The organism is Allorhizobium sp. Av2, assembly GCF_021462805.2.
Classification (GTDB): Bacteria; Pseudomonadota; Alphaproteobacteria; order Rhizobiales; family Rhizobiaceae; genus Allorhizobium; species Allorhizobium vitis_G.
Map to the genome: position 1 here is coordinate 599,360 of NZ_CP192697.1, position 24,894 is coordinate 624,253.

Sequence of the window (24,894 nt, forward strand, 5' to 3'; positions counted from 1 at the left end):
TTCGTCGTCACTAACCTGCTGCGCCCGTATTGGTAAAAACACGGGCGCAGCGTTTCAAATCGTAGCTGTTCAGCCTATTCCGGGTTTTCCAGGCTGAACATTTCGGTGCGTTCGTCATAGGCGAACAATTCGGCATAACGCGCCCAGGAGACGATGGTCTTCAACGTATCGTCGGCGTAAGACTCGCTCATGTAATCCTCCAGCTCGTTGCGGAACCGCGCTGCCGGTGCTGTGTGGCTTGGGCGCTCATCCAGAACCCGGCGGATCAGGCCCATTAAGGGCACGTAGCTGACCAGATGCTCGGCAAACAATTTCTTGCGAGCATCGGTTTCCAGATGGGCAAAGCGGGTTCCGGCCTCGGTCAGCACCAGGTCGCCTTCGCTCAGATGGGCAAAGCGCAAAAGCTGGAGTGCTTCACCGAGATGAAACAGCTCGTCGGCTTCCAGTTGCAACTGTCCGGCCAGAACAGGAAGGTCGGCGCGGCCATGATACGGCGCTCCGGCCAGGGCCTCGATCAGGCCCGACAGGATATTGGTCGACACCGGCTCCAGCACCATGCCCATGCCGGTGCCGGGAATGCCGTCCATGGCGGGCAGGCGTGGTTCGGCGCGCGCCGTCATCAGCGCGTAGATGCTATCGACGAGCTGGCGGAACACCGGGTCAAGCCGGTTGCGTGGATGCGGCAGATCGACCTTCAATTCGCGCGCCACCCGGCCCGGATTGGAGGAAAACACCAGGATGCGGTCGCACATCAGCACCGCTTCCTCAATATTGTGGGTGACGATCAGCACGGATTTGATTGGCAGACGTCCTTCGATCCACAGGTCGATCATGTCGGTGCGCAGGGTTTCTGCGGTCAGCACGTCGAGGGCGGAAAAGGGCTCATCCATCAACAGCAGATCGGGATGGACCACCAGGGCGCGGGCAAAGCCGACGCGCTGGCGCATGCCGCCGGACAGCTCTTTCGGATAGGCGTTTTCAAACCCGTCGAGGCCGATCAGGTCGATGGCGGCCAATGCAAGCGAGCGGCGCTCAGTGCGGTCGACGCCCTTGGCTTCCAGACCGAGTTCGACATTCTGAAGTACGGTCAGCCAGGGAAACAGGGCAAAGGACTGGAAGACCATCGAGATGCCGGGCGGTGGCCCGTCGATTTCGGTGCCGCGATAGCGGGCGCTGCCCGAAGACGGTGACAGCAAGCCGGCGATGATACGCAGCAGCGTCGATTTGCCGGAGCCGGAGCGGCCAAGCAGGCCGACGATTTCGCCTTCCTTGATGGCGAGATCGACATTTTCGAGCACGACAACATCATTGCCGCTGGCCTTGGGAAAGGAACGGGAGACCTGGGCGATATCGATCAGCGGGGACTTGGTGATAAGATCAAGCATGGGAACAATCCTTTTGTCGGATGACATCATGTCTGTGGTGTTTGGGGTGCCAAGGCACCCCGTTTGATGCGGTTTGGATTAGCCCAGGCGCAGGCGGCTTTCGCCATAGGCGTAGAGCGGGCGCCAGACCAGCCGGTTGAAAAGCGTCACGAAGGTACACATGACGATGATGCCGAGCACGACCCGTGGGAAATCACCAGCCGTCGTCGCATTGGCGATGTACGAGCCAAGGCCCGGCGTGGTCAGTTGGGTATCGCCCCAGCTTGCCACTTCCGCAACGATGCTGGCATTCCAGGAGCCGCCCGATGCCGTGATGGCGCCGGTGATGTAATAGGGGAAGATGCCGGGCAGGATGACCTTGAACCACCAGCGCCAGCCGGTGATGTGGAAACTGCGGGCCGCTTCCTTGAGATCGCTTGGAAAGGCGCTGGCACCAGCGATTACATTGAACAGGATGTACCATTGCGTCCCGAGGATCATCAGCGGGCTCAGCCAGATATCGGCATTCAGCCCGAAATGCACGATCACCACCACGAACACCGGAAAGGCGATATTGGCTGGAAAGGCCGCCAAAAATTGCGCAAGCGGCTGGACCTTTTCCGATAGTTTCGGACGCAGGCCGATCCACACCCCGACCGGCACCCAGACCACGGTTGCGATGGCCATCAGCACGATGACACGCAACAGGGTAATGGAGCCGTAGAGAATAACGGTCGGAATTTCCGACCAGCCGATGCTGGCCCGCAGGTAATTGAAGCTGATATAGGCGGCCCATGCGGCCAGACCCGCAATGATGGTGATCCAGATCCAGTCGATGGCGCGTGATGTGACGGGGCTGGCAACCTTGGAGCCGAGGCTTGGCAGTTTCGGCAGGCGCAGGGTCCAGACCTGACGAGCCAGCCAGTTCAGTGGAGCGACCAGCAGGCGGGTGACGCGGGCCTTGCGAAACAGGTCGAGCATCCAGGAACTGGGAGCGACGCCCGAGGCCGTGGTTTCGAAACGAAACTTGTCAGCCCAGGCAACCAGCGGACGGAACATCAACTGGTCATACAGCAGGATAATGGCCAGCATGGCGATGACAGCATAGAACACCGCGAGGATATCCTGTTGCTTGATGGCCAAAGCAACGTAGGAACCGATCCCCGGCAGGGTGATCGTGGTGTTGCCGACGGTAATGGCTTCAGATGCGACCACGAAGAACCAGCCGCCGGACATCGACATCATGGTGTTCCAGACCAGGCCAGGCATGGCAAAGGGCACGTCAAGCCGCCAGAAGCGCTGCCAGCCGCTCAGCTGGAAGCTACGGGTGGCTTCTTCCAGATCCTTCGGCTGGCTGCGCATTGATTGATACATGCTGAAGGTCATGTTCCAGGCCTGGCTGGTGAAGATCGCAAACACCGATGCCAGTTCCGCACCGATGACCCGTCCGGGAAACAGGTTGAGGAAGAAGGTGACCGTAAAGGTCAGGAAGCCGAGAATCGGTACCGATTGCAGGATGTCGAGGACCGGGATCATCACCATTTCGGCGCGGCGGCTCTTGGCGGCAACCGAAGCATAGATCAGTGTGAACACCAGCGAAAACAGGATAGCTGCCAGCATGCGCAGAATGGTTCGCAGCGCATAGATCGGCAGATTGGTGGGATCGAGCGACATCGGAGCGGCATCGAGCACCGATAGCGGAACCGTCGTCACCCGCTCACCATAGGCAAACAGCACGATGACGCCGATAATCAGTAGCAGCGCCATCAGGTCCCAATGGTTCGGGAGATGGGAGCGGCGGATGGCAAGGGGAGCGAATTTTGGATGGATCATGGGACGGGCCTATATTTCGCGAAGCATCACAGGGAGGGATGACACTGCAATTTTAGGGGTAGTCTATTTCAGGCTGGGCAATTTCAGGCTGGACGGTTTGATCCGCAGATCCCCGAAGCGCCTGATAATCCTATAGAATGGTGCGCGACCTCGTGCCACCGCGCTTAAGGAAAGGCAGACAAGGCTTAGGCATAGGCAAGATATACTTTTGTATATTCAGCCCTGCGGGACTGTCGCTGCGGCGCTTTCCTGCGTAATTTGGAGTGGGCCGATCCGGCCCTCGATGTTTTGCGAGAGGGCGTCTACCTTTTGCGCAAAGAAACAGCCATGGCCACTGAAGGATGAAACACATTCTGTTTTCGCAGCACCAGAACCGGCCAAAACTCAGAGCCGTGTTCATTCTGTTTCTGCTGGTCTGTATCTTTGCAGCCGATACGATCACCAATTTCGAGATCGCTTTTGCGGTGTTTTATATCGCGGTCATTCTGATCGCTATCGGCTTCCTGTCGATGCGCGGCGTCGTCGCGCTGGCCATGATCTGTATTGGTCTGACGGTGCTCAGCCTGTTCCTGACCCGGCGCGGATCGTTCGAATCCGGGCTGCTGAACTGCGGCATCAGCACCTGCGCTATTGGGGTAACGACCTATCTCGCCTTGAAAATCGTTGCCGCCCAAGCCGCTATTTACGATGCGCAGGCGCAATTTTCCCGCATGGCGCGGCTGACGCGGCTGGGGGAACTGACCGCCTCCATCGCCCATGAAGTCAATCAGCCGTTGGCCGCCGTCGCCACCAGCGCCGATGCTTGCCGCCGCTGGCTCGATCATACGCCGCCCAATCTGGATCGTGCCCGTCAGGCGGCGGAGCGAATTGCCAGCGACGTGAAACGCGCCAGCGATGTCATCGTGCGGGTACGGCGGCTGGCCAGGAGCGAACCTCCGCAACGGGAAAGCTTCGATCTCAATGCGGCAACGACCGAGGCCATCGGCTTGGCCGAACATGAACTTGAACGCAACAGCATCGCGCTGGAGATGGCCCTTGCGGACGATCTGCCGCCGGTGCTGGCCGACCGTATCCAGATTCAGCAGGTGATCGGCAATCTCCTGCTCAATGCCATCGAGGCCATGGCGGCTGTTCCCAGTTTCAAACGGGAGCTTTTGGTCTCGACCTTTGTCGATGGCGATGACAGGATCGTGCTTGCTGTCGCCGATTCCGGTCCCGGCATGAAACAATCGACGCTGGATCATCTGTTCGAAGCGTTCTGGACAACCAAGGAAAGCGGCATGGGCATCGGCCTTGCCATCAGCCGCTCCATCATCGAGGCGCATGGTGGACGTATTTCCGTGACGTCGGCGCATCGCATGGGCACGGTCGTTCAATTCAGCCTGCCCCTAAGCGAAGAGAATAAGGCATGATGGCCAACCCACCTCACCAGGATGAACATGAGCCGGTTGTCTATGTGATCGATGATGACGCCTCGGTGCGCGCCGCATTGGAGGATCTGCTTGCCTCCGTCGGCCTTGCGGTTTGCGCCTATGGATCCACCCAGGAATTTATGGCAATGCCGCTTGCCGATGCGCCCGGTTGTCTGGTGCTCGATGTGCGGATGCCCGGCCAGAGCGGCCTTGAATTTCACCAGCAGATGGCGAAACTGGGTATACGGCTGCCGGTGATTTTCATTACCGGTCATGGTGATATCCCCATGTCGGTCAAGGCGATGAAAAACGGTGCTATCGAGTTCCTGACCAAACCGTTTCGGGATCAGGACCTTTTGGACGCAATTCAGCAGGGCATCGAAAATGACCGCGCGCAGCGACGGCTGGATCATCTGTCCTCTGGCTTGCGGGAGCTATGGCAAACGCTGACGCCGGGGGAGCGGGAGGTGATGGAACTGGTTGTCCAGGGGCGTCTCAACAAACAGATTGCCGGGGATCTCGGTGTCAGTGAAATCACCGTCAAGGTTCGCCGCGCCCAGTTGATGCGCAAGCTTAATGCGAAATCCGTCGCCGATCTGGTGCGGATCTGGGATCGGCTTGCGGCGTCGGATTGAGAGGATAGCGCCGCGCACTCAAGATGCACGGCGCCATTATTGGCGATAACCAAAATCAGCGCAGGTTTACCAGCTTTGCCAGTTCGCGGGCGCGGTCCAGGCAGCGGGGCTGCTGGTCGAGGAAGCGTTCAGCTCCGATTTCCATGATCAGCATGGTGTCCGGCAGGAAGGTGAGTTCCGCGAAGATCTCGTCCCAGGCGATATCGCCCCAGCCGAGCGGCAGATGCAGGTCGCCAATGCCGAGTGCGGTTGCTTCCGCATTATGGAAGAATTCCTTCATAGTATAGGGCAGGCCAAAGCTGTCATGAACGTGAAGATGGCCGGTCACTGGCGCCATGGCGCGCAGCTGCTCGCGGAAATCCAGGCCCTTGAAGGTGGATTCGATATAGGCATGGGAGAAATCGATCAGCGCCACGACATGGTCATGGCCGATGGCCTTGACCGTTTCGGCCACTTGGCTCGGCGTCTGGCGATATTGGCCGGTCTCCGTGGTGAAGATGTTTTCAAGCGCGATGCGCACGCCATAACCCTCGGCGATATCAGCCATTTCCAGCAGGGCCTCGCGCTCCATCTTGTCGAGATCCGCGCCGTCAACCCCTTCTACCGGCTGGGCTGCACCCGAATGGTGAACGAGGATACCGGCGCCAAGGCGGTCGCACAGTTCCAGCATGGCGCGAACCACGTTCTTTTGTAGGTGCAGATGCTCGCGGTCCATGAAATTGGAGCTGACCTGGCCATGCAAGGACAGTTTTTTGAAGCTGTATTGGCCGACAATGTCAGCGACGCGCTGGGTGCGATCTTCGATAATACGGCCACCGGAGATGATTTCTTCGCCATAAATGCCGATTTCGCAAGCAGTCGCACCGGAATCGGCGATTTCACGCAGTGAGGCGTCCAGTGTCGTCAGATCGCCCTTGCCGGTGCGATTGCAAAAGCCGATGGCGGAAATGATGTCGGTCATGAAAGAACTCCAATGGTCTGTGTCGATGAGGTCGGGTTAAGGGTGGAAGGGCTGTTTGCCGTGTCCGTCATGGGAGAAAAATCGATCCGCTTCTGGCTCTCGGCGTCAAAGAAGTGCAATTGCTGCTGCGGCAGCAAAAGCCCGATCGTGTCACCGGCCGCCACCTGAGCTTCTTCGGGAACGGCGATGGCAAAGGGCTGGCCAGCCAATTCGCAGTGGACGACGCGGCCAACGCCCAGTTCTTCGACGAATTCGATGAGTGCCGGGACGCCCTGGCCGTGGCTGGCAAGACGGCATTGTTCCGGGCGGATGCCGACGATCACATCGCGGCCGCGCAAAGTATGGGCGACGACTGGATCGATTTCGACCGATGCACCACTGATGCAAATGGTGGAGGTTTCCACTTCGACGCGGGCGTCGAAGAGGTTCATGGCCGGGGAGCCGATAAACGAGGCAACGAAGGTGGTGGCAGGACGATGATAGATGTCGAGTGGTCTGCCGACCTGTTCCACATGGCCACGGTTCATCACCACCAGCCGGTCGGCCAAGGTCATCGCTTCCACCTGGTCATGGGTAACGAAGACCGAGGTGGCTGACAGGCGCTGGTGCAGTTTGCGGATTTCGGCGCGCATGGTGACGCGCAGCTTGGCGTCGAGATTGGACAAGGGCTCATCGAACAGAAAGACCTTCGGCTCGCGGATAATGGCGCGGGCCATGGCGACACGCTGGCGCTGGCCACCGGACAGGGCGGCGGGCCGACGGTCGAGATAGTCCTGCAAGCCGACGATTTTTGCGGTCTCAAGAATGCGCCGGTCACGCTCGGCTTTGGCAACGCCCGCCACTTTCAGGGCATAGCCGATATTGCCGGCCACCGACATATGCGGGTAAAGCGCGTAATTCTGAAACACCATGGCGCAACCACGCTCACGTGGCTCCAGCGTGTTGACGACACGGCCATCGATAGCGATTTCGCCCGAGGTAATATCTTCCAGCCCGGCGATCATCCGCAGCAGCGTGGACTTTCCGCAGCCGGAGGGGCCGAGGATGACCACGAATTCACCTGAGCCAAACAGCAGATCTATGCCATGCAGGGTCGGTGTCTTGCCGTAGCTTTTGCGCACCGCGCGGATGTCGATATCAGCCATTGTCTTTGAACCTTGTTGTTCTTGCAGGCGCTTTTCAGCGTCACTTTTCCGTGGAGACCAGACCGCGCACGAACCAGCGTTGCAGCACGGCAACCACAACCAGCGGCGGGGCCATGATCATCAGAGAACCCGCGAGCGTGACGTTCCAATCGGGGATGCCATTGTCGGACGGCAGCAGTGAGCGCAGCGACATCATCACCGTCTTGTAGTTCGGGTCGGTCACCATCAGCAGCGGCCAGAGATACTGGTTCCAGCCATAGACGAACATGATGGTGGTCAGCGCCAGCATGTTGGTGCGCGAAAGCGGCAGCAGCATTTCAAAGAAGAAACGGATTGGCCCGGACCCGTCCATCCGTGCCGCCTCAGCCAATTCATTGGGCATGGTCATGAAAAATTGCCGGTAAAGGAAGGTGCCGGTTGCCGTGGCAATCAGCGGCAGGGTCAGGCCCGCATAGGTGTTGAGCAGGTTCCACTCGATCTTGATGTCGATGCCAAACAGCGTGGACAGGATGGATTTGACCGGTTGGAACAGATCGGCGGCCACCGCATAGGTCGGCACGACCCGGACTTCGAGCGGCAGCATCAGGGTGATGAACACGCCCCAGAAAAACACGTGTTTCAGCGGCGTGCGGAAAAACACGATGGCAAAGGCGGTCATGGCCGATAGTGCGACTTTTCCGAGCGTCACCAGAGCCGCCATGATCAGGCTGTTGGTCATTGCCGTGCCGAGATCGGCCCGCGACCATGCCTGTTTGGCATTGGTCAGGAATTCACCCTGTGGCAGGAAGCTGAAGGGAACGGCATTGACCTGCGGCATCGTCTGGCTGGCGCCAGCGATCACCACGATGAATGGTCCGATCAGCAGCAGGAGGCCCAGGACCATAATGGCATAGGTGACGGCATTGGCGATTGGTGTGCGCTGGATCATTCCGGCCTCACTTGTAATGCACGCGCTTCTCGATGAAGCGGAACTGGATGAAGGTGCAGATCATGATCAGCCCGATCAGAATGATGCTCTGGGCCGATGCGCCGGAATAGTTGAGACCCTTGAACGCCTCATCGACGATCCTGTAGACCATGACTTCGGTGCCGTGGTTCGGTCCGCCGCCGGTCATCGAATGGACGATGCCGAAGGTGTCAGCGCCAACGAAGCCTTCCGTCATCATGGTGACGAGCAGAAAAAACAGGGTGGGCGCAAGCAGCGGCACCTGCACATCGAAGGCACGGCGCAAGGGACCAGCGCCGTCCATGGCGGCAGCTTCACTAAGCGCGCGCGGAACAGATTGAAGGCCTGCCAGCAGGAAGATGAACGTATAGCCCGACCATTTCCAGATGAAGACGATGATAACAAGCGCCAGCGCATGGCTGCCGTATTTGGCCGGATTCCACAGATCTGGAGAGAAGGAATTGACCATGGCCGCCAGCCCGCGATCGGGTGCCAGGATGAAGCGGAAGGCGATACCGGCAGCCGGTCCGGCAATGGCGAAGGGCAGGATGTAGAAAAACCGAAAGAAACCGGTTCCAGGCAACTGCCGGTCAACGGCAAGCGCCAGCACAAGGCCGATCAGAATGGCAAAGAATGGACCGACTGTCGCGAAGATCAGGCTGACATACACTGAATTCCAGTAGAAGGGATCAGTCAGCGCGTCCTTGAAATTGGCAAAGCCGACGAATTCCGCAGCACCACCAAACGGCGGTTCGAGGGTGAAGGCCCAATTCACCACCGCAGCCACCGGCCAGTAGAAGAACAGGATGATCAGGATGATCTGCGGTAGCGCAAACAGGATAGGCAGCCACCAGTTCTTGAAAACGGCGCGTTGTTCCATGTCGTGACCAATATGCTGGAATGAAGGAGGAAGCCCGCCGTTAAGGCAGGCTTCCGGGAGTAATGACCGCCGAGGCTTAGTTCAGCTTCTGGCCAGCGTAGGTCTTTTCAAAGCGGCGCAGGATGGCGTTGCCACGCTCGACCGTCTGGTCCAGCTGGGTCTGCACATCGGCATTCTGCATGAAGATCGCCTCAAACGAGGTCGTGACTTCCTTGCGGATCTGGGTGAAGCTGCCCAGGCGGATACCGCGGCTGGTATCGGATGTCGGCGTATAGGTCAGGCTGGCAATGGCCAGTTCACGGCCCTTGTAAGGCGCCTTATCGTAGAAACCATTGGCTTTCATCGCATCGAAGCCGGTCTTGGTGACGGGAATATAGCCTGTCACCGTCGACCACCATTGTACCATGTCCGGCTGGGCCAGGAAGTTGAGGAAGGCGGCTGCCCCCTTGTATTCCGCTTCCGGACGACCGGCGAGAACCCAGAGCGAAGCGCCGCCCACCAGCGAATTCTGACGCTCCGTACCCTTCCAGACCGGCAGCATGGCAACGTCCCATTTGACGTCAGCGGGCAGGGTCTTGCCGACGGTGCCGTGGTCGGCAATCGACGACTGGATCATCTGGCAGGTCTGCGAGGTGAAGGCCGGGACGACATCCATGCCGAGCTGCTTGGTCTTGACCACGAACAGCTTCTCGTCCTGCATCTTCTTGAAGAATTTCACGTGATCGACGAACTTGGTCTTGTTGAAAACCAGTTCAGCATCGAGCCCCTGATAGCCATTGGCCTTGGTGGCGATTGGCTGGTTGTGGATGGCGGAGAACTGTTCGAGCATCGACCATGGATCGAAATTAAAGCCCAGCGGGCACTCATAGCCAGCAGCCTTCAGCTTGCGGGCTGCTTCCTCGACATGTTCCCAGGTATCTGGCTTGAAGGTAATGCCAGCCTTCTCAAACGCGCTGACATTGTAATAGAACATCGCCGTCGAAGAGTTGAACGGGAAGGACTGCAATTCGCCGCCCGCCGTTGCGTAGTAATTGGCGATGCCGCCGAAATAATTATTCCAGTCGATCTTATAGCCATTGTCGGCCATCAGTTTCTTGGCGGGAATAAAGGCCTTGGACAGCATCAAGTCGAGCGTGCCAGCATCGTAGATCTGGGCGATGGCTGGCTGCTTCTTGGCGCGGTAAGCGGCAATGGTGTTTTGCAGCGTGGTATCGTAATCGTTCTGCGAGATGCAGACGATTTCGAAATTGGCCTGGCTGTCGTTGAACTTGCGGCAGGCGTCCTGGACGCGCTCGCCAAGGTCGCCGCTCAGGCCATGCCAGAACTCGAACTTGACCTTTTCGGCCATAGCCGGTGCTGCCCCCAGCGTCGTGGCAGCCAAAAGGCCAGCCAGCACGGTTTTCAAAGCGTAGATTTTCATCGCAAATGCCTCGTTTTCAGGAAAACAATTCCGCTTTACCCCCGGAAATTGAGGGGGTTCTAACGGGCATTTATGATGGCTCGACTACGCTTCCGTGACGTTGGGGTGAAGATTTTTCGTCTGATTGATGACAGGCTAATACGAAGAGCCATTGAAAATGACTCTTCGTATTCCACTTTCGAATATCTCAAGCCTCTAATGCATTTGAGATATTCGAAACCCCTTCAAGTCGAGGATGCGCAGCATCTTCGAGACTTGGTATAATCGACAGCACCGCGCTTTCTATAGAGCGCGGTGCTGTTTATCGGTTCACGCCGCCGGTTGCTGTTTTGCCCTGGCGACGATTTGCGTTGGGCTGACGAATTGCAGGGCGATGACCAGCCAGAACAGCGTGGTGACCATATAGACCACAGCCATGGCATCGATGGATTGCGATGCGCGAACCCCGGACGCGAAGACCGCATAGTAGAGCGACACGACCAGTGTTTGTGTCGTCGGCCCGGCAATCAGGAAGGTCAACTCGAACATGGCGATGGTGCGCACCAGCACCAGCAGCAGCGCGGCCAGCATGCCCGGTAGCAGCAGCGGTAGCAGGATGCGGGTGAACAGGCTCCAGGTTCCTGCACCAAAGACCTTGGCCGCGGCCTCAATGCGCGGATCGATCTGCTCGATGAAGGGGATCATGACCAGGATGACGAAGGGCAGGGACGGCACGAGATTGATCAGCACCACGCCCCAGAAGGTGCCGCCAAGGCCGACCTGATAGAGAACCGTTGCCAGCGGAATGCCATAGGTAAGCGGCGGCACCAGAAGCGGCAGCAGGAAGGTGAGAATGACCAGCTTTTTGCCGGGAAAATCCCGCCGGGCCAGCGCATAGGCGGTCATCACTCCGAGCAGGCCGGAAATAATCACCACCGTAAAAGTGATCTGGAAGGTGACGGCGACGACGCTGGACAGCTGAAACTCGCTCCAGGCGTCGGAATACCAGCGGGTGGTCCAGCCGGTCGGCAGCCATGTACCCAGCCAACGCCGGGCAAAGGAGTTGACCACGACGGAGGCAATCACCGCCACGAGGTTGAGGATGAACAGCCCGGCGAGCGCCCAGACCGCCATACGCCAGAGTTTTGAGCCGATGCCCTGATCGCGGATCATGATCTAGCCTTTCGTTCCGGCGACGGGGCCGCGATAGAAGAGGGAGCGCAAGGCCAGGATGGCCGCGACGATTGCCAGTTCGATAACGCCCATGATGATGGCGATGGCCGAGCCCAGCGAGTGATTATATTGCTCGAAGGCGGCCTGATAGGCAGCAATCGAGATCACTCGCGTTGGCCCGGCTGGCGCACCGAGCAACACAGCGGAGGGAAAGACCGCAAAGGCCTGCACGAAGGACAGGCAGAATGTCACGGCAAGGCCCGGCACCAGCAGCGGCAGAAACACGTTCATGAAGCGCTTGCGGGCATTGGCCCCCAATGTCGCCGCTGCCTGTTCAATAGCTGGATCAATGCCGGTGACGTAGGACAGCGTCAGCAGGAAGGCGAAAGGAAAGCCCGAAATCAGCAGCGACGCAAATACGCCCCAGTAATTGTTGGTGAGCTTGACCGGCATATCGAGAATGCCAATCAGGATCAGGCTGCGGTTGAACCAGCCTTGGGGACCGAGAAAGGTCAGCAGGCCGTCCGCAATGAAGACGGTGCCGAGTGTGACCGGCAACACCAGAATGGTCGTCAAAAAACGCTGGCGGGTCATCAGCCGTACCCGGAAGGCAATCGGCAAGGCTAAAGCCAGATTGACCACCGTGACCGGCAACGCCAGCCAAAGCGTGGCGGAAATGGTCTTATACTGAAACGGATCGGTGAAGAAGGTGACGTAATTGGCGTACCAGGCGCCCTCTGCTGGTGTCAGCGAGTCGATTACGCCGAAGATGAACGGATAGATGAACAGCGCGAGGATGACCAGCAGGCCCGGCAGGACCAGCAGCGTTGTGCCATCCAATCCCCTGGCCGCAAGCGAGACACGAAGCGAAGACTGGCTCATGCATCACCCTTAAAGATCAATGCACGGCCTTCTGCCGGACGAACACTGGTGGCGGTGCCGCGTGGTAGCACTATATCCGAGCGAAAATGAACCTCTGCGCCGTCGCTGGCTTCTGCGGCACCAAAATAGGCTCTGCCGCGATATTCCATGGATTTGACCGTCACCGGAATGCCGCTGCCATCCTGGACGGCGATCATATCCTCCGGCCTGACGCTGAGCACAGCCGCATCGCCGACTTGAACCGGTTGGCGGGGCGTGCCGACAGTGGTTGCGCCTGCCGCTTCGATCTGGGCCTCATCGCCGGATACGGCTGTGATTCGCCCGGCAATCCGGGTGCGAAATCCCATGAAATCGGCGACATCCACATGGTTCGGGCGCATGTAAAGATCTTCCGGCGTGCCGATCTGGCGGATATGGCCCTGGCTCATCACCACGATCCGGTCTGCCATCGACAGCGCCTCATCCTGATCGTGGGTGACATAGATGGTTGTCGAACCGATCTGGTCGTGAATGGCACGGATATCAGCGCGCATTTCCAGCCGTAGCTTGGCATCCAGGTTGGAAAGCGGCTCATCCATCAACACGACCGGCGGGCGGATGACGATGGCACGGGCAATGGCGACACGCTGCTGCTGGCCGCCGGAAAGTTGTCCCGGCAATTTATCCGCTTGCGAACCGAGACGCACCAGCTCAAGGGCTGCTTCGATGCGGCGGTCGGCTTGCGTGCCTTTGATGCCTTGCATGGAGAGGCCGAAGCCGACATTGCGCCGCACGGTCATGTGGGGAAACAGGGCGTAGCTCTGGAAAACCATGCCGAAGCCGCGCTTTTCCGGTTCCAGCTGATCGATGCGCTGGCCGCCGACCCGGATTTCGCCGCCCGTCAGCGGCAAAAGCCCGGCGATACAGTTCAGCGCCGTGGATTTTCCGCAGCCGGAAGGGCCGAGCAGCGCGATGAATTCACCCGGCTCGATAGCGAGATTAATACCGTCAAGTGCTTTATAAGCGCCGAACGCGCGGCGAAGGTCGACAAGCTCAAGCTTCGCCCCCTGTTTGGGCTGGGCAGCCTGCGTCGATAAGGGGGCTGGCGCGACCACGTTACTCTCCTGTCTGCGGAAAAATCATAGGCAAGCTGACCCGGACCCGGAGGATCCGAGGGGGAAATATTGGGAAGACTGCGTATAGGCCCCGCCGCGCCAAGGCTCTGCGGGGCAAAGGGCTCAGCCCTTGGCGGCGCCGATCTTTTCGTCCCAGATACGGAAGGCATCGACGATCTTCGATGGGTCGAGCGGCACTTCCAGCGGGTTGTTGGCGATCCAGCCGTCATATTCCTTGCGGCCAAATTCGGCGATGGCGTCCTGGCTCTTCTGGGGCGCCATGGAAATCGTCACATCCTTGACCGCCGGGCCGGGATAGAAATAACCATCGTCAAAGGCAATCGCCTGTTGCTGAGGCTGAAGAACGAAGTTGATTACGTCCAGCAGGACCGCGAGCTTTTCTTCCGAAACCCCCTTGGGAATAACGGCGTAATGGGCGTCAGTGACCCAATGGAAGCCCTTGAGGGTCGCCACCTTGGCCTCTTCCGGCACGATGCCGAGCACGCGGGGATTGATGTCCCAGCCGGTGGTGGTGACGACAATATCGCGGGTACCTTCGCCAAGCTCCTTCATCACCTGCGTGGTGCCGGTGCCGTAATATTCGACGTTTTCGCCGATTGCCTTCAGGTAATCCCAGGTCTTGGCCCAGCCGTTGACCGGATCTTTTGGGTCCTTATCACCCAGCAGGTAAGGAAGACCCATCAGGAATGTTCGGCCCGGACCGGAATTGGCGGGGCGGGCATACATGAAACGCTTTGGATTGGCCTTGGTCCAGGCCAGCAGTTCCTCGGCAGTGCCCGGCACCTGCTTGACCCTGTCAGGCATATATTCGATCAACGGCCCGGATGGATAATAGGTGACGACGACGCCCTGGTTCTGGGCAAGCGCCTGCATCTTGAAGGCTTGTGGCAGCAGGATTTTCTCAAGATCCGGCAGGTCAGCCTTATGAGCGGACAAATCAACCCAAAGCCCTTGAGAGAGACCAGCGGCCAGCGCATCCGTTCCGGTCAGCACCAGGTCGATATCGACCTTGCCTGCGGCCTGCTGCGCTTTAAGCTTTGACGGCAATTCCGGGGCAGGGGCCTTTGTGAAGGCAAAGCGCGACACCCATTGCGGCTTTGCCGCAGCATATTTTTCGAACATGCCCTGGGTCAGCGCCAGGTTGCCGGCCACGTCAGCCACGGTGATTGTCACAGGACTTGCCGGTGGCTTGGTGGCGGCCATGCCAAGTCGCGGCAAAAGGCCTAGCCCGGCCACACCAGCAGCCGTACCCATGAATGTTCTTCTGTTGATCGTCACCATGGTCTTCTCCCATATCTCCACCCTCGGAAAGGGCTCCCGAAGACAGTAATATGTTAGTATGCGACTTAATGTCAACGTATAGATGTAGAAGCGCATAACGTGGTGATCGAGATGCGCTAAGGCGGAGCGCCGCCGTCGTTGACGGCGGTGACGTCAGGTCAGGTTGCCCCCTGCAATCGCCGCTTCAACCTGCGGCCTGTATTGCAGGATGGCGGCGGCGTGCATTCCGGTCCAGCCCTGGAGCAGCGAGCCGCGTCCGAAGGGTGGCGAGAAATACTCGACCGAGCCGATCCAGCCGTTTTCAAGACTGGTCTGCCACCAGCGCAGCATCGGATATTCCCAGCCGTCCATCCCATATTTTATCCGCTGTTCAGCATAGAGACCTGAAAGATACGGCCAGTCGGAGCCATTGTGATAGCGATAGGCAAAGGCGGACTTGGCACGGGTATCGGCTGGCCGCTTGAAAGGCGGCCAGGCGCACATCACACCCCAGTCGCCATAGGGTTGGCGTGCATTGTTGCGGGTTTCCAGCAGGGCCGCGACATGGCCAAGCACGGTTCTGGCCCGTTCACCTGACACGGCATCGAACCGCAGCAGCGTCAGGCTGTCGAGTGTCAGATGATCTTCGACGAAATCGCTTTTCAGGCCGTAATCGGCATACCAGCCATGGGGGGTGAGAAGCGCTTCATCCAGCGATGCGCGGGCCTTGATTGCTGTCTGCTTTGCCTCTTTGGCCACAGCCTCGTCCTGATGGGTGCCGAATTCTGCGATTGCATCCAGCGCGCCGATCCAGAGCCCGAGATCATAGGCGACATAGCCATGGCGATAAACGTTGTCGGCCCAGTCCCGGTCGTGCCGGGGCTTGATAGGCAACCCGTTTCCGGCAGTATCGAAGCCCTGATAGCGGCGGAAAATCGCTTCGATGGTCTTCCAGTGACGGGTAAGGACGGCTTTGTCGCCGGTGGTGCGGATATAATCGCCAATCGTCAGGATGAAGAACAGCGGACTGTCGAAATGATCGCTCCACCAGTCGGTGCGCCGCAGATGTTCCATCTTATAGTCATCTGAGGTGGTGCGGAATTTCTCCCACTCCTCGCCCTGTTTCGGACCGGTCAGAATAACGCCGCTCGGGCTTTCTCCATCGGGCTGGATGCCGGTCGCTAGCAGGTCGATCTGGCCCCGGACGGCCTCCGGTTCGAGATGCAGCAGGGCCTGCAAGGTCCAGTAGCCGTCGCGGTAATAGGTGCGGGTCGGGGCGCTATAGGCCTGGCCTGCGGCAAGCCCCAGAAAGGAACCGTCTTCGGCACGGCGAATGCTGGAGAGCGAGGCATGGGCGCTCTGGATTGCCATGCTGCGCATCAGCGGTGGGGCTTCTGGCAGCAGGTCGCAGCGCGTCACATGGGCCTTGCTCTCGGCGATGATCGTCTCGACGGGCAGGACCATGCCCCGTTCGGCTTCCGCGTCGCTGGCACCTGCGGCAATGACGATCACGCCGTCGCCCTTGTCTTCGACGATAGCCACACCCCATGGCGTGCGGATAATCCGCCTTGCACCGCTGCGCGTCACTTTTTCCGGCTTGGTCAGCGTTCCCCACCAGGCGCAGCGGCGGGCCGGGCGTGTGGATTTTAAATGGCTGCCTGTTAGCACCAGGACTGGGGCGGATTGGGCGACATAAAGGCCATGGTCTTTGCCGGTCATTTGGTTCGGCGCATAGACGAACGGGCCGGTCCAAGGGTGAAGGGCGATGTTTGCGATCCGGCCGCAGCCCCAGAGTGACAGTTCAAGCCGTCCTTCCGGCAGAAAATCTCCCTGTAGGCGGGGCGCCATGAACGCCAATTGCAGGGGCAAATTGCTTTCGACAAGACCGTCTGGCCGTGCATTCGCCTTGGCGTTTTCCATGTCTCTCCCCTGTCCGTTATCGGTTTTTCGCATCGGATTGTCCCGGATGCGGGACGCGGTTTTTCAAGGCCAGTGCCACGGCGCCAATCATCCCCGCCTGCACGCCGAGCCTGCTTTGTTTCAGCGGGCTTTCGAACGGCAGCAAGGGTCCCAGATGCGCCTGGAGAAGGGTGAAGAATTCCGGCTGGGAGCCGATGCCACCACCAATCACCGTGACAGCCGGGTCCAGCAGCGCATGGACGGCGGCGATACCGATCGATGCCTGTTTTGCGACACTGTCGATGGCAGACCGGGCCTGTTCACTGCCTGCTCGTGCAAGCGAAAACAGGTCGGCAACGGTCTCGCCGTCTGTTGTGAATCGTTGGCGGATGCCGCTGGTGCCGACGCCATCTTCGTAAAGTCCGTTTTCTGACAAGGGTGCTGTCTCATGGGGAGATGCGCCGATCGGCAGATAGGCAATTTCGCCAGCCCGGCCAGCCGCCCCGCGCCATGGCTCTCCATCCAGGACGATGCCCATGCCAACGCCGGTTCCGAACGAAACGAACACCAGTGAACCAAGCCCTTGACCGGCGCCAACCCATGCTTCGCCATAGGCGGCGAGATTGACATCATTTTCCACCGTCACCGGGCAGGAGACGAAGCGCGACATCAGGTCAGCAAGGGGCTGGTCAACTGGCAGAGCCAGATTGGGAGAAAGCGATGAAAGGCCGGTTTGAGGATCAACGGCGCTCGGAACGCCGATCACCACATTGTCCAGCTCGTGCGCCAAGGCGCCCACATCCGAAAGGAGGGCGGTAATCAATCTTGCCATTTGCGCGAGAACGGGTGCATCCTCACCGTGCAGCGTAGGCTCCTCACGTGTGGCAACAATCTGCTCCTGGCTGCGGCCAATGCCGGCCAGAATTTTTGTGCCACCAAGGTCGATGCCAATGACCCAGCCACTGCCGGGGCCGCGACCAGAGATCCGGTCACGTCCCTGAGCGTCTTCCCGGAGGCTTGCGGTTGCTAGCAAATGCTTCGCCGAGCTGGGCACAATTGCATTTCCTGTTTTGTTCGGTGTGTTGACGAACTATTATGGACTGGTATCTGCCCTGTCAAGTCTCTCTCGCCAACAGGCAGGACGTCGCGGAGTTGCCCGTCAAGGAGCGGCTAACCTCAGGCTCAACCCCTGCAATCGCCTTGTTTGGCAGGCTTTTATCCTTCTCCACGAATTCGCTTGACACATAGCGGCAAATCCTATTTCGTTCGTCATGTCAACGAACCAATTAAGAAGTTTCAGGGCGATTTCGATCCGGTTCTGACTGGCGGAGGTGGCCGGACAAGACGATGACATACTGCATGATTGCATCGGGTTTTCAGGATTCGAGCGGGAAATTATGCAGGCAAAAGAAAATGCTACAGCGATTTTGTGGATGTGGTGACCGCACGGCGCTGTATTTCCCATCATCCGCCGTCTCACCTGCAAGGGAACAGCAAGGTGAAACCGGCCCGCGCAATTGCGTGAACCAAAGCTTGAGTTCACCGGTGGCCATCAGGAGGAAAATTCGATGCAGAAAAGCGTTTTGAAATGGGTTGGTGGTGGCTTTGGCGTCATGCTGTCGCTGACCAATGCCTATGCATTCGGCGAGGCGCCGATGCTGAAGAGCCAGGTCGATGCGGGCAAGCTCCCGCCGGTCGAACAGCGCCTTCCCAAGAAGCCCGCTATCATTCCTGTTTATAACGAGATCGGCACCTATGGCGGCACGCTCCGGCGCGCCTATAGCGGCATCGGTGACCGCATGGGGTCCACCAAACTGATCGAAGAGCGCGCCTTGAAGTTGCAGCAATCGTCTGACGGCAAAGTCGATCTGGTGCAGCGTTTTGTCGAGAGCTGGTCGGCCAATGCCGATTCAACCGAATTTACCTTCACGCTGCTCGATGGCATGAAATGGTCCGATGGCGTGCCGGTCACCACGGAAGATGTGAAATTCTGGTATGAGGATCTGTTCCTCAATGCCGATCTCAATCCCAGCCCTCCCGGCTTTCTGTTTTCCGGCGGCAAGCCGATGAAGCTCGACATTGTCGATGCGCATACGTTCAAGGTCAGCTTTGCCCAGCCTTATGCGCTGTTTCCTTATGTTCTGGCGGTTCAATCGACGGGATGGCCGGGCCTCGACAAGCCGAGTTTTATTCAGCCGGCTCATTATCTGAAGAAATTCCTGCCGAAATACAGCACGCCGGCAGAGCTGGACGCCATCGTCAAGGCCAAGGGTGTTCCCAACTGGCGGGCGCTCTGGGATCTGAAAGGCGTGATCCAGGCATGGTGGTTGAACCCGGATCTGCCTGTCGTGACTGCCTGGAAGGTCGTGACACCGCCACCGGCCAGCACCATCGTTTTCGAGCGTAATCCTTATTACTGGGCAACCGACAAGGCTGGCAACCAACTCCCGTATATCGACCGGATCGAAGCCAAGCTCTTCCAGGACCACCAGGCGGTTAACCTGATGATCGTTCAGGGCCAGATCGACTTCCAGTCGCGCTTTGTCGAGGCACGCGATTATCCGCTGCTCAAGGAAAACGAACAGGCCGGAAATTACACTGTTCATCCTTGGAAGAGCGGCGAAAACCTGGCGATCATTCCCAATATCAACGATACCGACGAGGTGAAACGCAAGCTATTTGACGATATTCGCTTTCGCGAAGCGTTGAGCATCTCGATTGACCGCGAAGCCATCAACGAGACAGTGTTTTCTGGTCTGGCCATGCCAAGAGCTGCTGCGCCAGCCAAGGGGTCGCCTTACTATGACCCCGAATTCGAGACCAAGTGGACCGGTCTCGATATTGATCGCGCCAATACGTTGCTGGACGAGATCGGCCTGAAAAAGGGTGCCGACGGGTTCCGCACCGGGCCGGATGGCAAGCGCCTCAGCCTGGTGATCGAGACGATTGACGAGAATATTCCGCCTGAGATGGTCGAGGTGATCCGCCAGGGCTGGCAGCAGATTGGCATTGAAGGACTGATCCGTTCGGTCGATGAAACCGCCAGCCTGCAGCATATCAAATCTGGCAATTTCGATATCATCACCGCCTATGCCGACCGGCTGCTGATGCCGCAGGCTGATCCAACCCTGCTGCTTGGCCGGGAATCCTACGCCAACGCCTATTTCGAATGGTACAATTCCGCTGGCAAGAGCGGCACGGAGCCGCCGAAGGATCACCCGATCCGCAAGCTGTTTGCGGCCTGGACTGCCGCGTCAAGCTCCAAGACCGTGGATGAAGCCAACCAGCATATGAAGGACATGATCAACGTCATGAAGGAAAATGTCTGGATGATCGGTCTTGTCGGCGAATCTGTCACGCCCTTCGTCGTCAACAACAAGATCGGCAATTTCCCCGATGTGATGACCAACGAAGAAGCCCTGCGCAATGAAGGCAATGCCATTCCGGCGCAGCTGTTCTTCAAGAAATGATCGATGACGGCGGCCTTGCATCTTTGCAGGCCGCCGCAAATTTCCTTGTGGGCGAGGACGCGACGGAAAACGCCCTATCAGGGCTTGACGATGCTCAAGTATCCTCGCGTGCAAGGGAATGCACATATCTCAAATCTATCAGCGGTTTAAGGTGTCTGCAGAAGGAATACGAAGCGTCATTTTCAATGACACTTCGTCGGAATGGTCGGGAGAAAGTGATGACATCCTATATCTTAAACCGGTTTGCCTGGGCCATTCCCATGCTGTTTCTGGTGTCCATCGCTGCCTTCACGGTCATCCAGCTGCCGCCGGGCGATTATGCCACAGCGCTTGTCGCGGAAATGCGGGCGAATGGCGATACCCCGCCTGAGGGCACCGAGGAGCGGTTGCGCCATCAGCTTGGCCTCGACCGTCCGATGTATGAGCAATATTCGCAGTGGATCGGCAATATCGTTCTGCACGGTGATTTCGGCACTTCCTTGACCTATAACCAGCCGGTCTCCAACCTGATCTGGGGCCGGTTGGCCTTGACGCTGGCAATCTCCTTTTCATCGCTGTTGCTCACCTGGGTGATCGCCATCCCGATTGGTGTCTATGCAGCTGCGCGCCAATATTCGTTTCTCGATTATTTCTTCACTGTTTTTGGCTTTCTCGGTCGGGGGTTCCCGGAGTTTCTCTCGGCCCTGATCCTGATGTGGCTGGCCTATTCCTGGATGGGCATGAATGTCGGCGGGCTGTTTTCACCGCAGATGCAGGATGCGCCCTGGAGCATCGCCAAGGTCGCCGACATGCTCGGCCATTTGTGGATACCGTTGCTGGTGCTTTCGACCAGCGGTGCGGCTGGCCTGATCCGCATCGTGCGCGCCAATATGCTGGACGAGCTGAACAAGCCCTATGTAGAGACCGCGATGGCGCAAGGCCTGACGGAATGGAGCGTCATCTGGCGTTATCCAGTGCGAGTGGCGCTCAACCCGTTCATTTCCACCATCGGCTGGGCGCTGCCAGCGCTAATTTCCGGCGATGTTATCACATCCGTGGTCTTGAACCTGCCGACCACCGGACCGCTGCTGCTGCGCGCGCTGCAAAGCCAGGACATGTATCTGTCGGGAAGCTTCATCCTCATTCTCGGCGTCTTCACGATCCTCGGCACCATCGTGTCCGATATCCTGCTGGCGGTCTCCGATCCGCGCATCCGCTACCGATAGGAGCAGACCATGACCAATGTAACGCTCAACGACATGGATGAAGCCCGGCCCGAAGCCGGGCGCGCGGAAAAGCTCTACCAGGCCAGCCCCCGACAATTGATGTGGTGGCGCTTCAAGCGTCATAAGGTGGCGATGGTTTCGGGGATTATCCTCATCCTGGCCTATCTGATCACGGGACTAGCCGAATTCACGGCACCTTATGATGCATTCCAGGGCAATGCCCGCACGACATTGCTGCCGCCCCAGGCCCTGCATCTGTTTGACGAGGAGGGAAATTTCCACGGTCCCTTCGTCTATGCGACGACCCGCACCCGTGATCCCGTAACCTTGAGGCCGATGTACAAGCCGGATACGTCGAAGATCGTGCCGATCCGGTTTTTCGTTCAGGGACAGACCTATCGGTTCTGGGGCCTGATTGAGGGGAACCTGCGTCTGTTTGGTGCTGCCGGGCAGGACAAGATCAACCTGCTCGGCACCGATACGCTGGGACGCGATGTGCTGTCGCGGCTGATCTATGGCGGGCGTATCTCGCTGTCGGTCGGGTTGATCGGGGTTGCCGTCAGCTTTGTTCTCGGCCTGACGCTGGGATCGATTTCTGGTTATTTCGGCGGGATCACCGATAACATCGTCCAGCGGGGCATGGAGTTTCTGCGCTGTATTCCCACCATACCCTTGTGGATGGGCCTCGCCGCAGCGCTGCCGATCACCTGGGACCCGCTGTTTGTGTATTTTCTCGTGACGCTGCTGTTGTCGCTGATCGGCTGGACCTATGTGGCCCGCACCGTTCGGGGCCGTTTCCTGTCGGTGAAGAATGAGGACTTCGTGCTGGCCGCCCGGTTTTGCGGCACGTCGGAATCGAAGATCATCACCCGACACATGCTGCCGTCGATGACCAGTTATATCATCGCGGCGCTGACGCTTTCCGTACCTGACATGATCCTTGGGGAGACGGCGTTGAGCTTTCTTGGCCTTGGCCTGCGCCCGCCAGTAGTCAGCTGGGGCGTGTTGCTGCAAGAGGCGCAAAACCTGCGGACAATCTCGCAGGCGCCCTGGCTGTTGGCGCCGGGGGCGGCCATCGTCATCGTCGTCCTTGCCTTCAATTTTCTCGGCGATGGCCTGCGCGATGCAGCCGATCCCTATAGCAAATGAGTGCCGTCATGCCCGCAGAAAGCGTAAAGCCCGTTATCGAGATCGATAATCTCAAGGTTCACTTTCAGGTCCGCGAAGGTGTGGTCAAGGCTGTCGATGGCGTCAGCCTGAAACTCATGCCGGGCGAAGTCCTGGGCATCGTCGGAGAAAGCGGCTCCGGAAAGTCGATTACGGTGCGGGCCATCATGCAATTGCTGCCCAAGGTCGGCAAGATTTCCGATGGCCAGATCCTGTTCAACGGGGTTCCCGGCAAGACGACCGACATCGCCAAGCTGGATCGCAATGGCCGCGACATGCGCGCCCTGCGCGGTGGCAGGATCGGCATGATCTTTCAGGAGCCGATGACGGCATTGTCGCCGGTACACACCATTGGCCATCAGGTGATGACGCCGATCCTGCTGCACAGCCAGGGCAGCAAAGCGGATGCCGAAAAACGCGCCAAGGAAGTGCTCGATATGGTTCGGTTGCCGCGTATCGACGAGATGATGCGCAGCTATCCGCACCAGCTTTCCGGCGGCATGCGCCAGCGCGCTATGATCGCCATAGCGCTCGCCTGCCGTCCGCAGGTGTTGATTGCCGACGAGCCGACAACGGCGCTTGACGTCACCACTGAAGCGCAGATCCTTGATTTGCTGAAGGAATTGAGGGCCGAGCTTGGCATGTCGATCATCTTCATCACCCATAATTTCGGGGTGGTCGCCGATATCGCTGACCGGGTCTCGGTAATGTATCTCGGCAACGTCGTGGAAACCGGCCGGACCGAGGATATTTTCTACGATCCGAAACACCCCTATACACGGGCCTTGCTCAATTCTATCCCAAGGCTTGGGGCTGCGAAACAGCACCGGTTGAACACCATTCCTGGCATGATTCCCGATCCCTTCAATCTGCCTGACGGCTGCGTGTTTCACCCCCGATGCGGCCTTGCCAGGGACGGCGACTGTCGACGGATCTACCCACCCGTCACCCGGATTGATAACGAGCGCATGGCCCGTTGTCATGTTGTCGCGGAAGCGATGCAAGCAGGGAGTGTCGCCCAATGACGGAGCTATCCATGGCACCGGACCTCCTGATGGATGTCGCCGATCTGAAGAAACATTTTCCGATCCATTCCGGCTTTCTCGGACGCCAGACCGGCGCCGTGCGTGCGGTGGAGAATGTCAGTTTTCAATTGCGCAAAGGAGAGACCCTGGGATTGGTCGGCGAAAGCGGTTCGGGAAAATCCACCGTCGCCCGGCTGCTGCTGCGGGCCTTTCCTGTCACCGAAGGAAGGGTGACATTCCGCCGACGCAATGGTTCGCTGATCGACATCGCCAAGGCGGGCAATGCCGAAATGCGCGAGTTGCGCGACGAGGTCCAGATGATCTTTCAGGACCCCTATTCATCGCTCAATCCGCGCCTGCGATTGCTGGAGATTATCGGTGAGCCGCTGATCAACAAGAAGGTGGCGAGGTCTGAAATCGAGGATCGGGTGGCGGAGTTGTTGAAGCTCGTTGGTCTTCGTCCTGAATTCATGAGCCGTTATCCGCATGCCTTTTCCGGCGGCCAGCGCCAGCGCATCGGCATCGCCCGGGCGCTTGCCGTCAATCCGAGTTTCATCGCCGCCGACGAAGCGGTTTCGGCGCTGGATGTTTCGGTCGCAGCTCAGGTCGTCAACCTGATGCAGGACTTGCAGGAGCAGTTCGGCCTGACCTATCTGTTCATCACCCATGACCTGTCAATGGTCGAGCATATCGCCAACCGCGTCGGCGTCATGTATCTGGGCAGGCTGGTGGAAATTGCCGATACGGCAAGCCTGTTCGACAAGCCACGCCATCCCTATACCGAGGCTTTGCTGTCCTCTGTGCCGCAGCCCGATCCCCGTGCCAACGCCGCCAAGAAGCGGATCATCCTCAAAGGCGAAATCCCCAATGCCGCCAAGCCGCCGTCGGGCTGCGTCTTTCACCCCCGCTGTCCCTATGCGACCGATATCTGCCGTCAGGTGGAGCCGCAACTGGAAGCGCTAGATGGCAGCGACAATGCCGTGCGTTGTCATCGTGCCGCGGAACTGGATCTGGCGGGCGTTCGCTGAAAGGCTCACGAAAGGCGATGCCCCTGCGTTGATCCAGGTCCTTGCGCAAATGTGACTCGATTTGCAGCGCAAACTGTGCAGTAGAATGCGTGATT

General features: G+C 58.7%; 20 protein-coding genes. 7 read left to right on the forward strand and 13 right to left on the reverse strand.

Annotated elements, in window-relative coordinates; all coding sequences use genetic code 11:
- Positions 1-74: 74 nt before the first annotated feature.
- Entirely contained in the window at positions 75-1,385 is a 1,311-nt protein-coding gene (locus FS819_RS20640) for an ABC transporter ATP-binding protein (RefSeq protein ID WP_070165686.1), read from the reverse strand.
- A 78-nt stretch (positions 1,386-1,463) separates the two neighbouring features.
- Positions 1,464-3,197: an ABC transporter permease gene (locus FS819_RS20645; RefSeq protein ID WP_156547448.1), complete on the reverse strand. Its 1,734-nt coding sequence runs from the start codon at positions 3,195-3,197 to the stop codon at positions 1,464-1,466.
- Between the two features lie 341 nt (positions 3,198-3,538).
- Here FS819_RS20645 and FS819_RS20650 point away from each other — a divergent pair, with 341 nt between their 5' ends.
- The gene (locus FS819_RS20650) at positions 3,539-4,609 is read left to right on the forward strand and encodes a sensor histidine kinase (RefSeq protein WP_156547449.1); all 1,071 of its coding nucleotides are present in this window, start codon (positions 3,539-3,541) and stop codon (positions 4,607-4,609) included.
- Positions 4,606-5,244: a response regulator transcription factor gene (locus FS819_RS20655; protein WP_156547450.1), complete on the forward strand. Its 639-nt coding sequence runs from the start codon at positions 4,606-4,608 to the stop codon at positions 5,242-5,244. The genes FS819_RS20650 and FS819_RS20655 overlap by 4 nt, the downstream gene beginning before the upstream one ends.
- Before the next feature lie 55 nt (positions 5,245-5,299).
- Here FS819_RS20655 and FS819_RS20660 read toward each other — a convergent pair whose 3' ends face one another.
- The 11 genes from FS819_RS20660 to FS819_RS20710 form a co-directional block, all read right to left on the reverse strand.
- Positions 5,300-6,205, reverse strand: a complete 906-nt coding sequence (locus FS819_RS20660; protein ID WP_156547451.1) for a sugar phosphate isomerase/epimerase family protein — start codon at positions 6,203-6,205, stop codon at positions 5,300-5,302.
- Positions 6,202-7,350, reverse strand: a complete 1,149-nt coding sequence (locus tag FS819_RS20665) for a sn-glycerol-3-phosphate import ATP-binding protein UgpC (RefSeq protein WP_156547452.1) — start codon at positions 7,348-7,350, stop codon at positions 6,202-6,204. Before FS819_RS20665 ends, FS819_RS20660 begins: the two co-directional genes overlap by 4 nt.
- Before the next feature lie 40 nt (positions 7,351-7,390).
- Entirely contained in the window at positions 7,391-8,278 is an 888-nt protein-coding gene (locus tag FS819_RS20670) for an ABC transporter permease subunit (RefSeq protein WP_156547453.1), read from the reverse strand.
- 7 nt (positions 8,279-8,285) lie between these two features.
- Positions 8,286-9,176: a carbohydrate ABC transporter permease gene (locus FS819_RS20675; protein ID WP_060717357.1), complete on the reverse strand. Its 891-nt coding sequence runs from the start codon at positions 9,174-9,176 to the stop codon at positions 8,286-8,288.
- Positions 9,177-9,252: 76 nt separating this feature from the next.
- Positions 9,253-10,596: an extracellular solute-binding protein gene (locus tag FS819_RS20680; protein ID WP_156547454.1), complete on the reverse strand. Its 1,344-nt coding sequence runs from the start codon at positions 10,594-10,596 to the stop codon at positions 9,253-9,255.
- 309 nt (positions 10,597-10,905) lie between these two features.
- Complete coding sequence (locus tag FS819_RS20685) at positions 10,906-11,748, reverse strand: ABC transporter permease (RefSeq protein WP_060717359.1); 843 nt, start codon at positions 11,746-11,748, stop codon at positions 10,906-10,908.
- 3 nt (positions 11,749-11,751) lie between these two features.
- Entirely contained in the window at positions 11,752-12,630 is an 879-nt protein-coding gene (locus FS819_RS20690; RefSeq protein ID WP_156547455.1) for an ABC transporter permease, read from the reverse strand.
- Positions 12,627-13,724 carry an ABC transporter ATP-binding protein gene (locus tag FS819_RS20695; protein WP_234624459.1) on the reverse strand — a complete coding sequence of 366 codons (1,098 nt, stop codon included), beginning with the start codon at positions 13,722-13,724 and terminating at the stop codon, positions 12,627-12,629. The genes FS819_RS20690 and FS819_RS20695 overlap by 4 nt, the downstream gene beginning before the upstream one ends.
- Positions 13,725-13,847: 123 nt before the next feature.
- Positions 13,848-15,023 (reverse strand): extracellular solute-binding protein, encoded by a 1,176-nt coding sequence (locus FS819_RS20700; protein WP_234624485.1) that lies wholly within the window; start codon positions 15,021-15,023, stop codon positions 13,848-13,850.
- A 156-nt stretch (positions 15,024-15,179) separates the two neighbouring features.
- The gene (locus FS819_RS20705) at positions 15,180-16,925 is read right to left on the reverse strand and encodes an amylo-alpha-1,6-glucosidase (RefSeq protein ID WP_156547457.1); all 1,746 of its coding nucleotides are present in this window, start codon (positions 16,923-16,925) and stop codon (positions 15,180-15,182) included.
- Between the two features lie 16 nt (positions 16,926-16,941).
- Positions 16,942-17,958: an ROK family protein gene (locus tag FS819_RS20710; RefSeq protein ID WP_234624458.1), complete on the reverse strand. Its 1,017-nt coding sequence runs from the start codon at positions 17,956-17,958 to the stop codon at positions 16,942-16,944.
- 514 nt (positions 17,959-18,472) lie between these two features.
- On the opposite strand from FS819_RS20710, the gene FS819_RS20715 reads away from it, so the two are divergent.
- The 5 genes from FS819_RS20715 to FS819_RS20735 all read left to right on the forward strand — a co-directional run bounded on the left by FS819_RS20715 (position 18,473) and on the right by FS819_RS20735 (position 24,799).
- Positions 18,473-20,374 carry an ABC transporter substrate-binding protein gene (locus tag FS819_RS20715; RefSeq protein WP_156547458.1) on the forward strand — a complete coding sequence of 634 codons (1,902 nt, stop codon included), beginning with the start codon at positions 18,473-18,475 and terminating at the stop codon, positions 20,372-20,374.
- 218 nt (positions 20,375-20,592) lie between these two features.
- Entirely contained in the window at positions 20,593-21,579 is a 987-nt protein-coding gene (locus FS819_RS20720) for an ABC transporter permease (protein ID WP_070165352.1), read from the forward strand.
- Positions 21,580-21,588: 9 nt separating this feature from the next.
- On the forward strand, positions 21,589-22,728 hold the full coding sequence (locus tag FS819_RS20725; RefSeq protein WP_156547459.1) for an ABC transporter permease: 1,140 nt from the start codon (positions 21,589-21,591) through the stop codon (positions 22,726-22,728).
- A gap of 8 nt (positions 22,729-22,736) precedes the next feature.
- Positions 22,737-23,771 carry an ABC transporter ATP-binding protein gene (locus FS819_RS20730; protein WP_234624457.1) on the forward strand — a complete coding sequence of 345 codons (1,035 nt, stop codon included), beginning with the start codon at positions 22,737-22,739 and terminating at the stop codon, positions 23,769-23,771.
- Positions 23,768-24,799 (forward strand): ABC transporter ATP-binding protein, encoded by a 1,032-nt coding sequence (locus FS819_RS20735; RefSeq protein ID WP_156547461.1) that lies wholly within the window; start codon positions 23,768-23,770, stop codon positions 24,797-24,799. The genes FS819_RS20730 and FS819_RS20735 overlap by 4 nt, the downstream gene beginning before the upstream one ends.
- The last annotated feature ends 95 nt before the right edge of the window (positions 24,800-24,894 follow it).

What these genes read in the sequence shown, in the direction of transcription:
- FS819_RS20680 (WP_156547454.1), bottom strand. Translation starts at nt 10,596, where the DNA reads ATGAAAATCTACGCTTTGAAAACCGTGCTGGCTGGCCTTTTGGCTGCC.
- FS819_RS20660 (WP_156547451.1), bottom strand. Translation starts at nt 6,205, where the DNA reads ATGACCGACATCATTTCCGCCATCGGCTTTTGCAATCGCACCGGCAAG.
- FS819_RS20720 (WP_070165352.1), top strand. Translation starts at nt 20,593, where the DNA reads ATGACATCCTATATCTTAAACCGGTTTGCCTGGGCCATTCCCATGCTG.
- FS819_RS20685 (WP_060717359.1), bottom strand. Translation starts at nt 11,748, where the DNA reads ATGATCCGCGATCAGGGCATCGGCTCAAAACTCTGGCGTATGGCGGTC.
- FS819_RS20650 (WP_156547449.1), top strand. Translation starts at nt 3,539, where the DNA reads ATGAAACACATTCTGTTTTCGCAGCACCAGAACCGGCCAAAACTCAGA.
- FS819_RS20715 (WP_156547458.1), top strand. Translation starts at nt 18,473, where the DNA reads ATGCAGAAAAGCGTTTTGAAATGGGTTGGTGGTGGCTTTGGCGTCATG.
- FS819_RS20670 (WP_156547453.1), bottom strand. Translation starts at nt 8,278, where the DNA reads ATGATCCAGCGCACACCAATCGCCAATGCCGTCACCTATGCCATTATG.
- FS819_RS20725 (WP_156547459.1), top strand. Translation starts at nt 21,589, where the DNA reads ATGACCAATGTAACGCTCAACGACATGGATGAAGCCCGGCCCGAAGCC.
- FS819_RS20735 (WP_156547461.1), top strand. Translation starts at nt 23,768, where the DNA reads ATGACGGAGCTATCCATGGCACCGGACCTCCTGATGGATGTCGCCGAT.
- FS819_RS20705 (WP_156547457.1), bottom strand. Translation starts at nt 16,925, where the DNA reads ATGGAAAACGCCAAGGCGAATGCACGGCCAGACGGTCTTGTCGAAAGC.
- FS819_RS20690 (WP_156547455.1), bottom strand. Translation starts at nt 12,630, where the DNA reads ATGAGCCAGTCTTCGCTTCGTGTCTCGCTTGCGGCCAGGGGATTGGAT.
- FS819_RS20655 (WP_156547450.1), top strand. Translation starts at nt 4,606, where the DNA reads ATGATGGCCAACCCACCTCACCAGGATGAACATGAGCCGGTTGTCTAT.
- FS819_RS20730 (WP_234624457.1), top strand. Translation starts at nt 22,737, where the DNA reads ATGCCCGCAGAAAGCGTAAAGCCCGTTATCGAGATCGATAATCTCAAG.
- FS819_RS20675 (WP_060717357.1), bottom strand. Translation starts at nt 9,176, where the DNA reads ATGGAACAACGCGCCGTTTTCAAGAACTGGTGGCTGCCTATCCTGTTT.
- FS819_RS20645 (WP_156547448.1), bottom strand. Translation starts at nt 3,197, where the DNA reads ATGATCCATCCAAAATTCGCTCCCCTTGCCATCCGCCGCTCCCATCTC.
- FS819_RS20640 (WP_070165686.1), bottom strand. Translation starts at nt 1,385, where the DNA reads ATGCTTGATCTTATCACCAAGTCCCCGCTGATCGATATCGCCCAGGTC.
- FS819_RS20665 (WP_156547452.1), bottom strand. Translation starts at nt 7,350, where the DNA reads ATGGCTGATATCGACATCCGCGCGGTGCGCAAAAGCTACGGCAAGACA.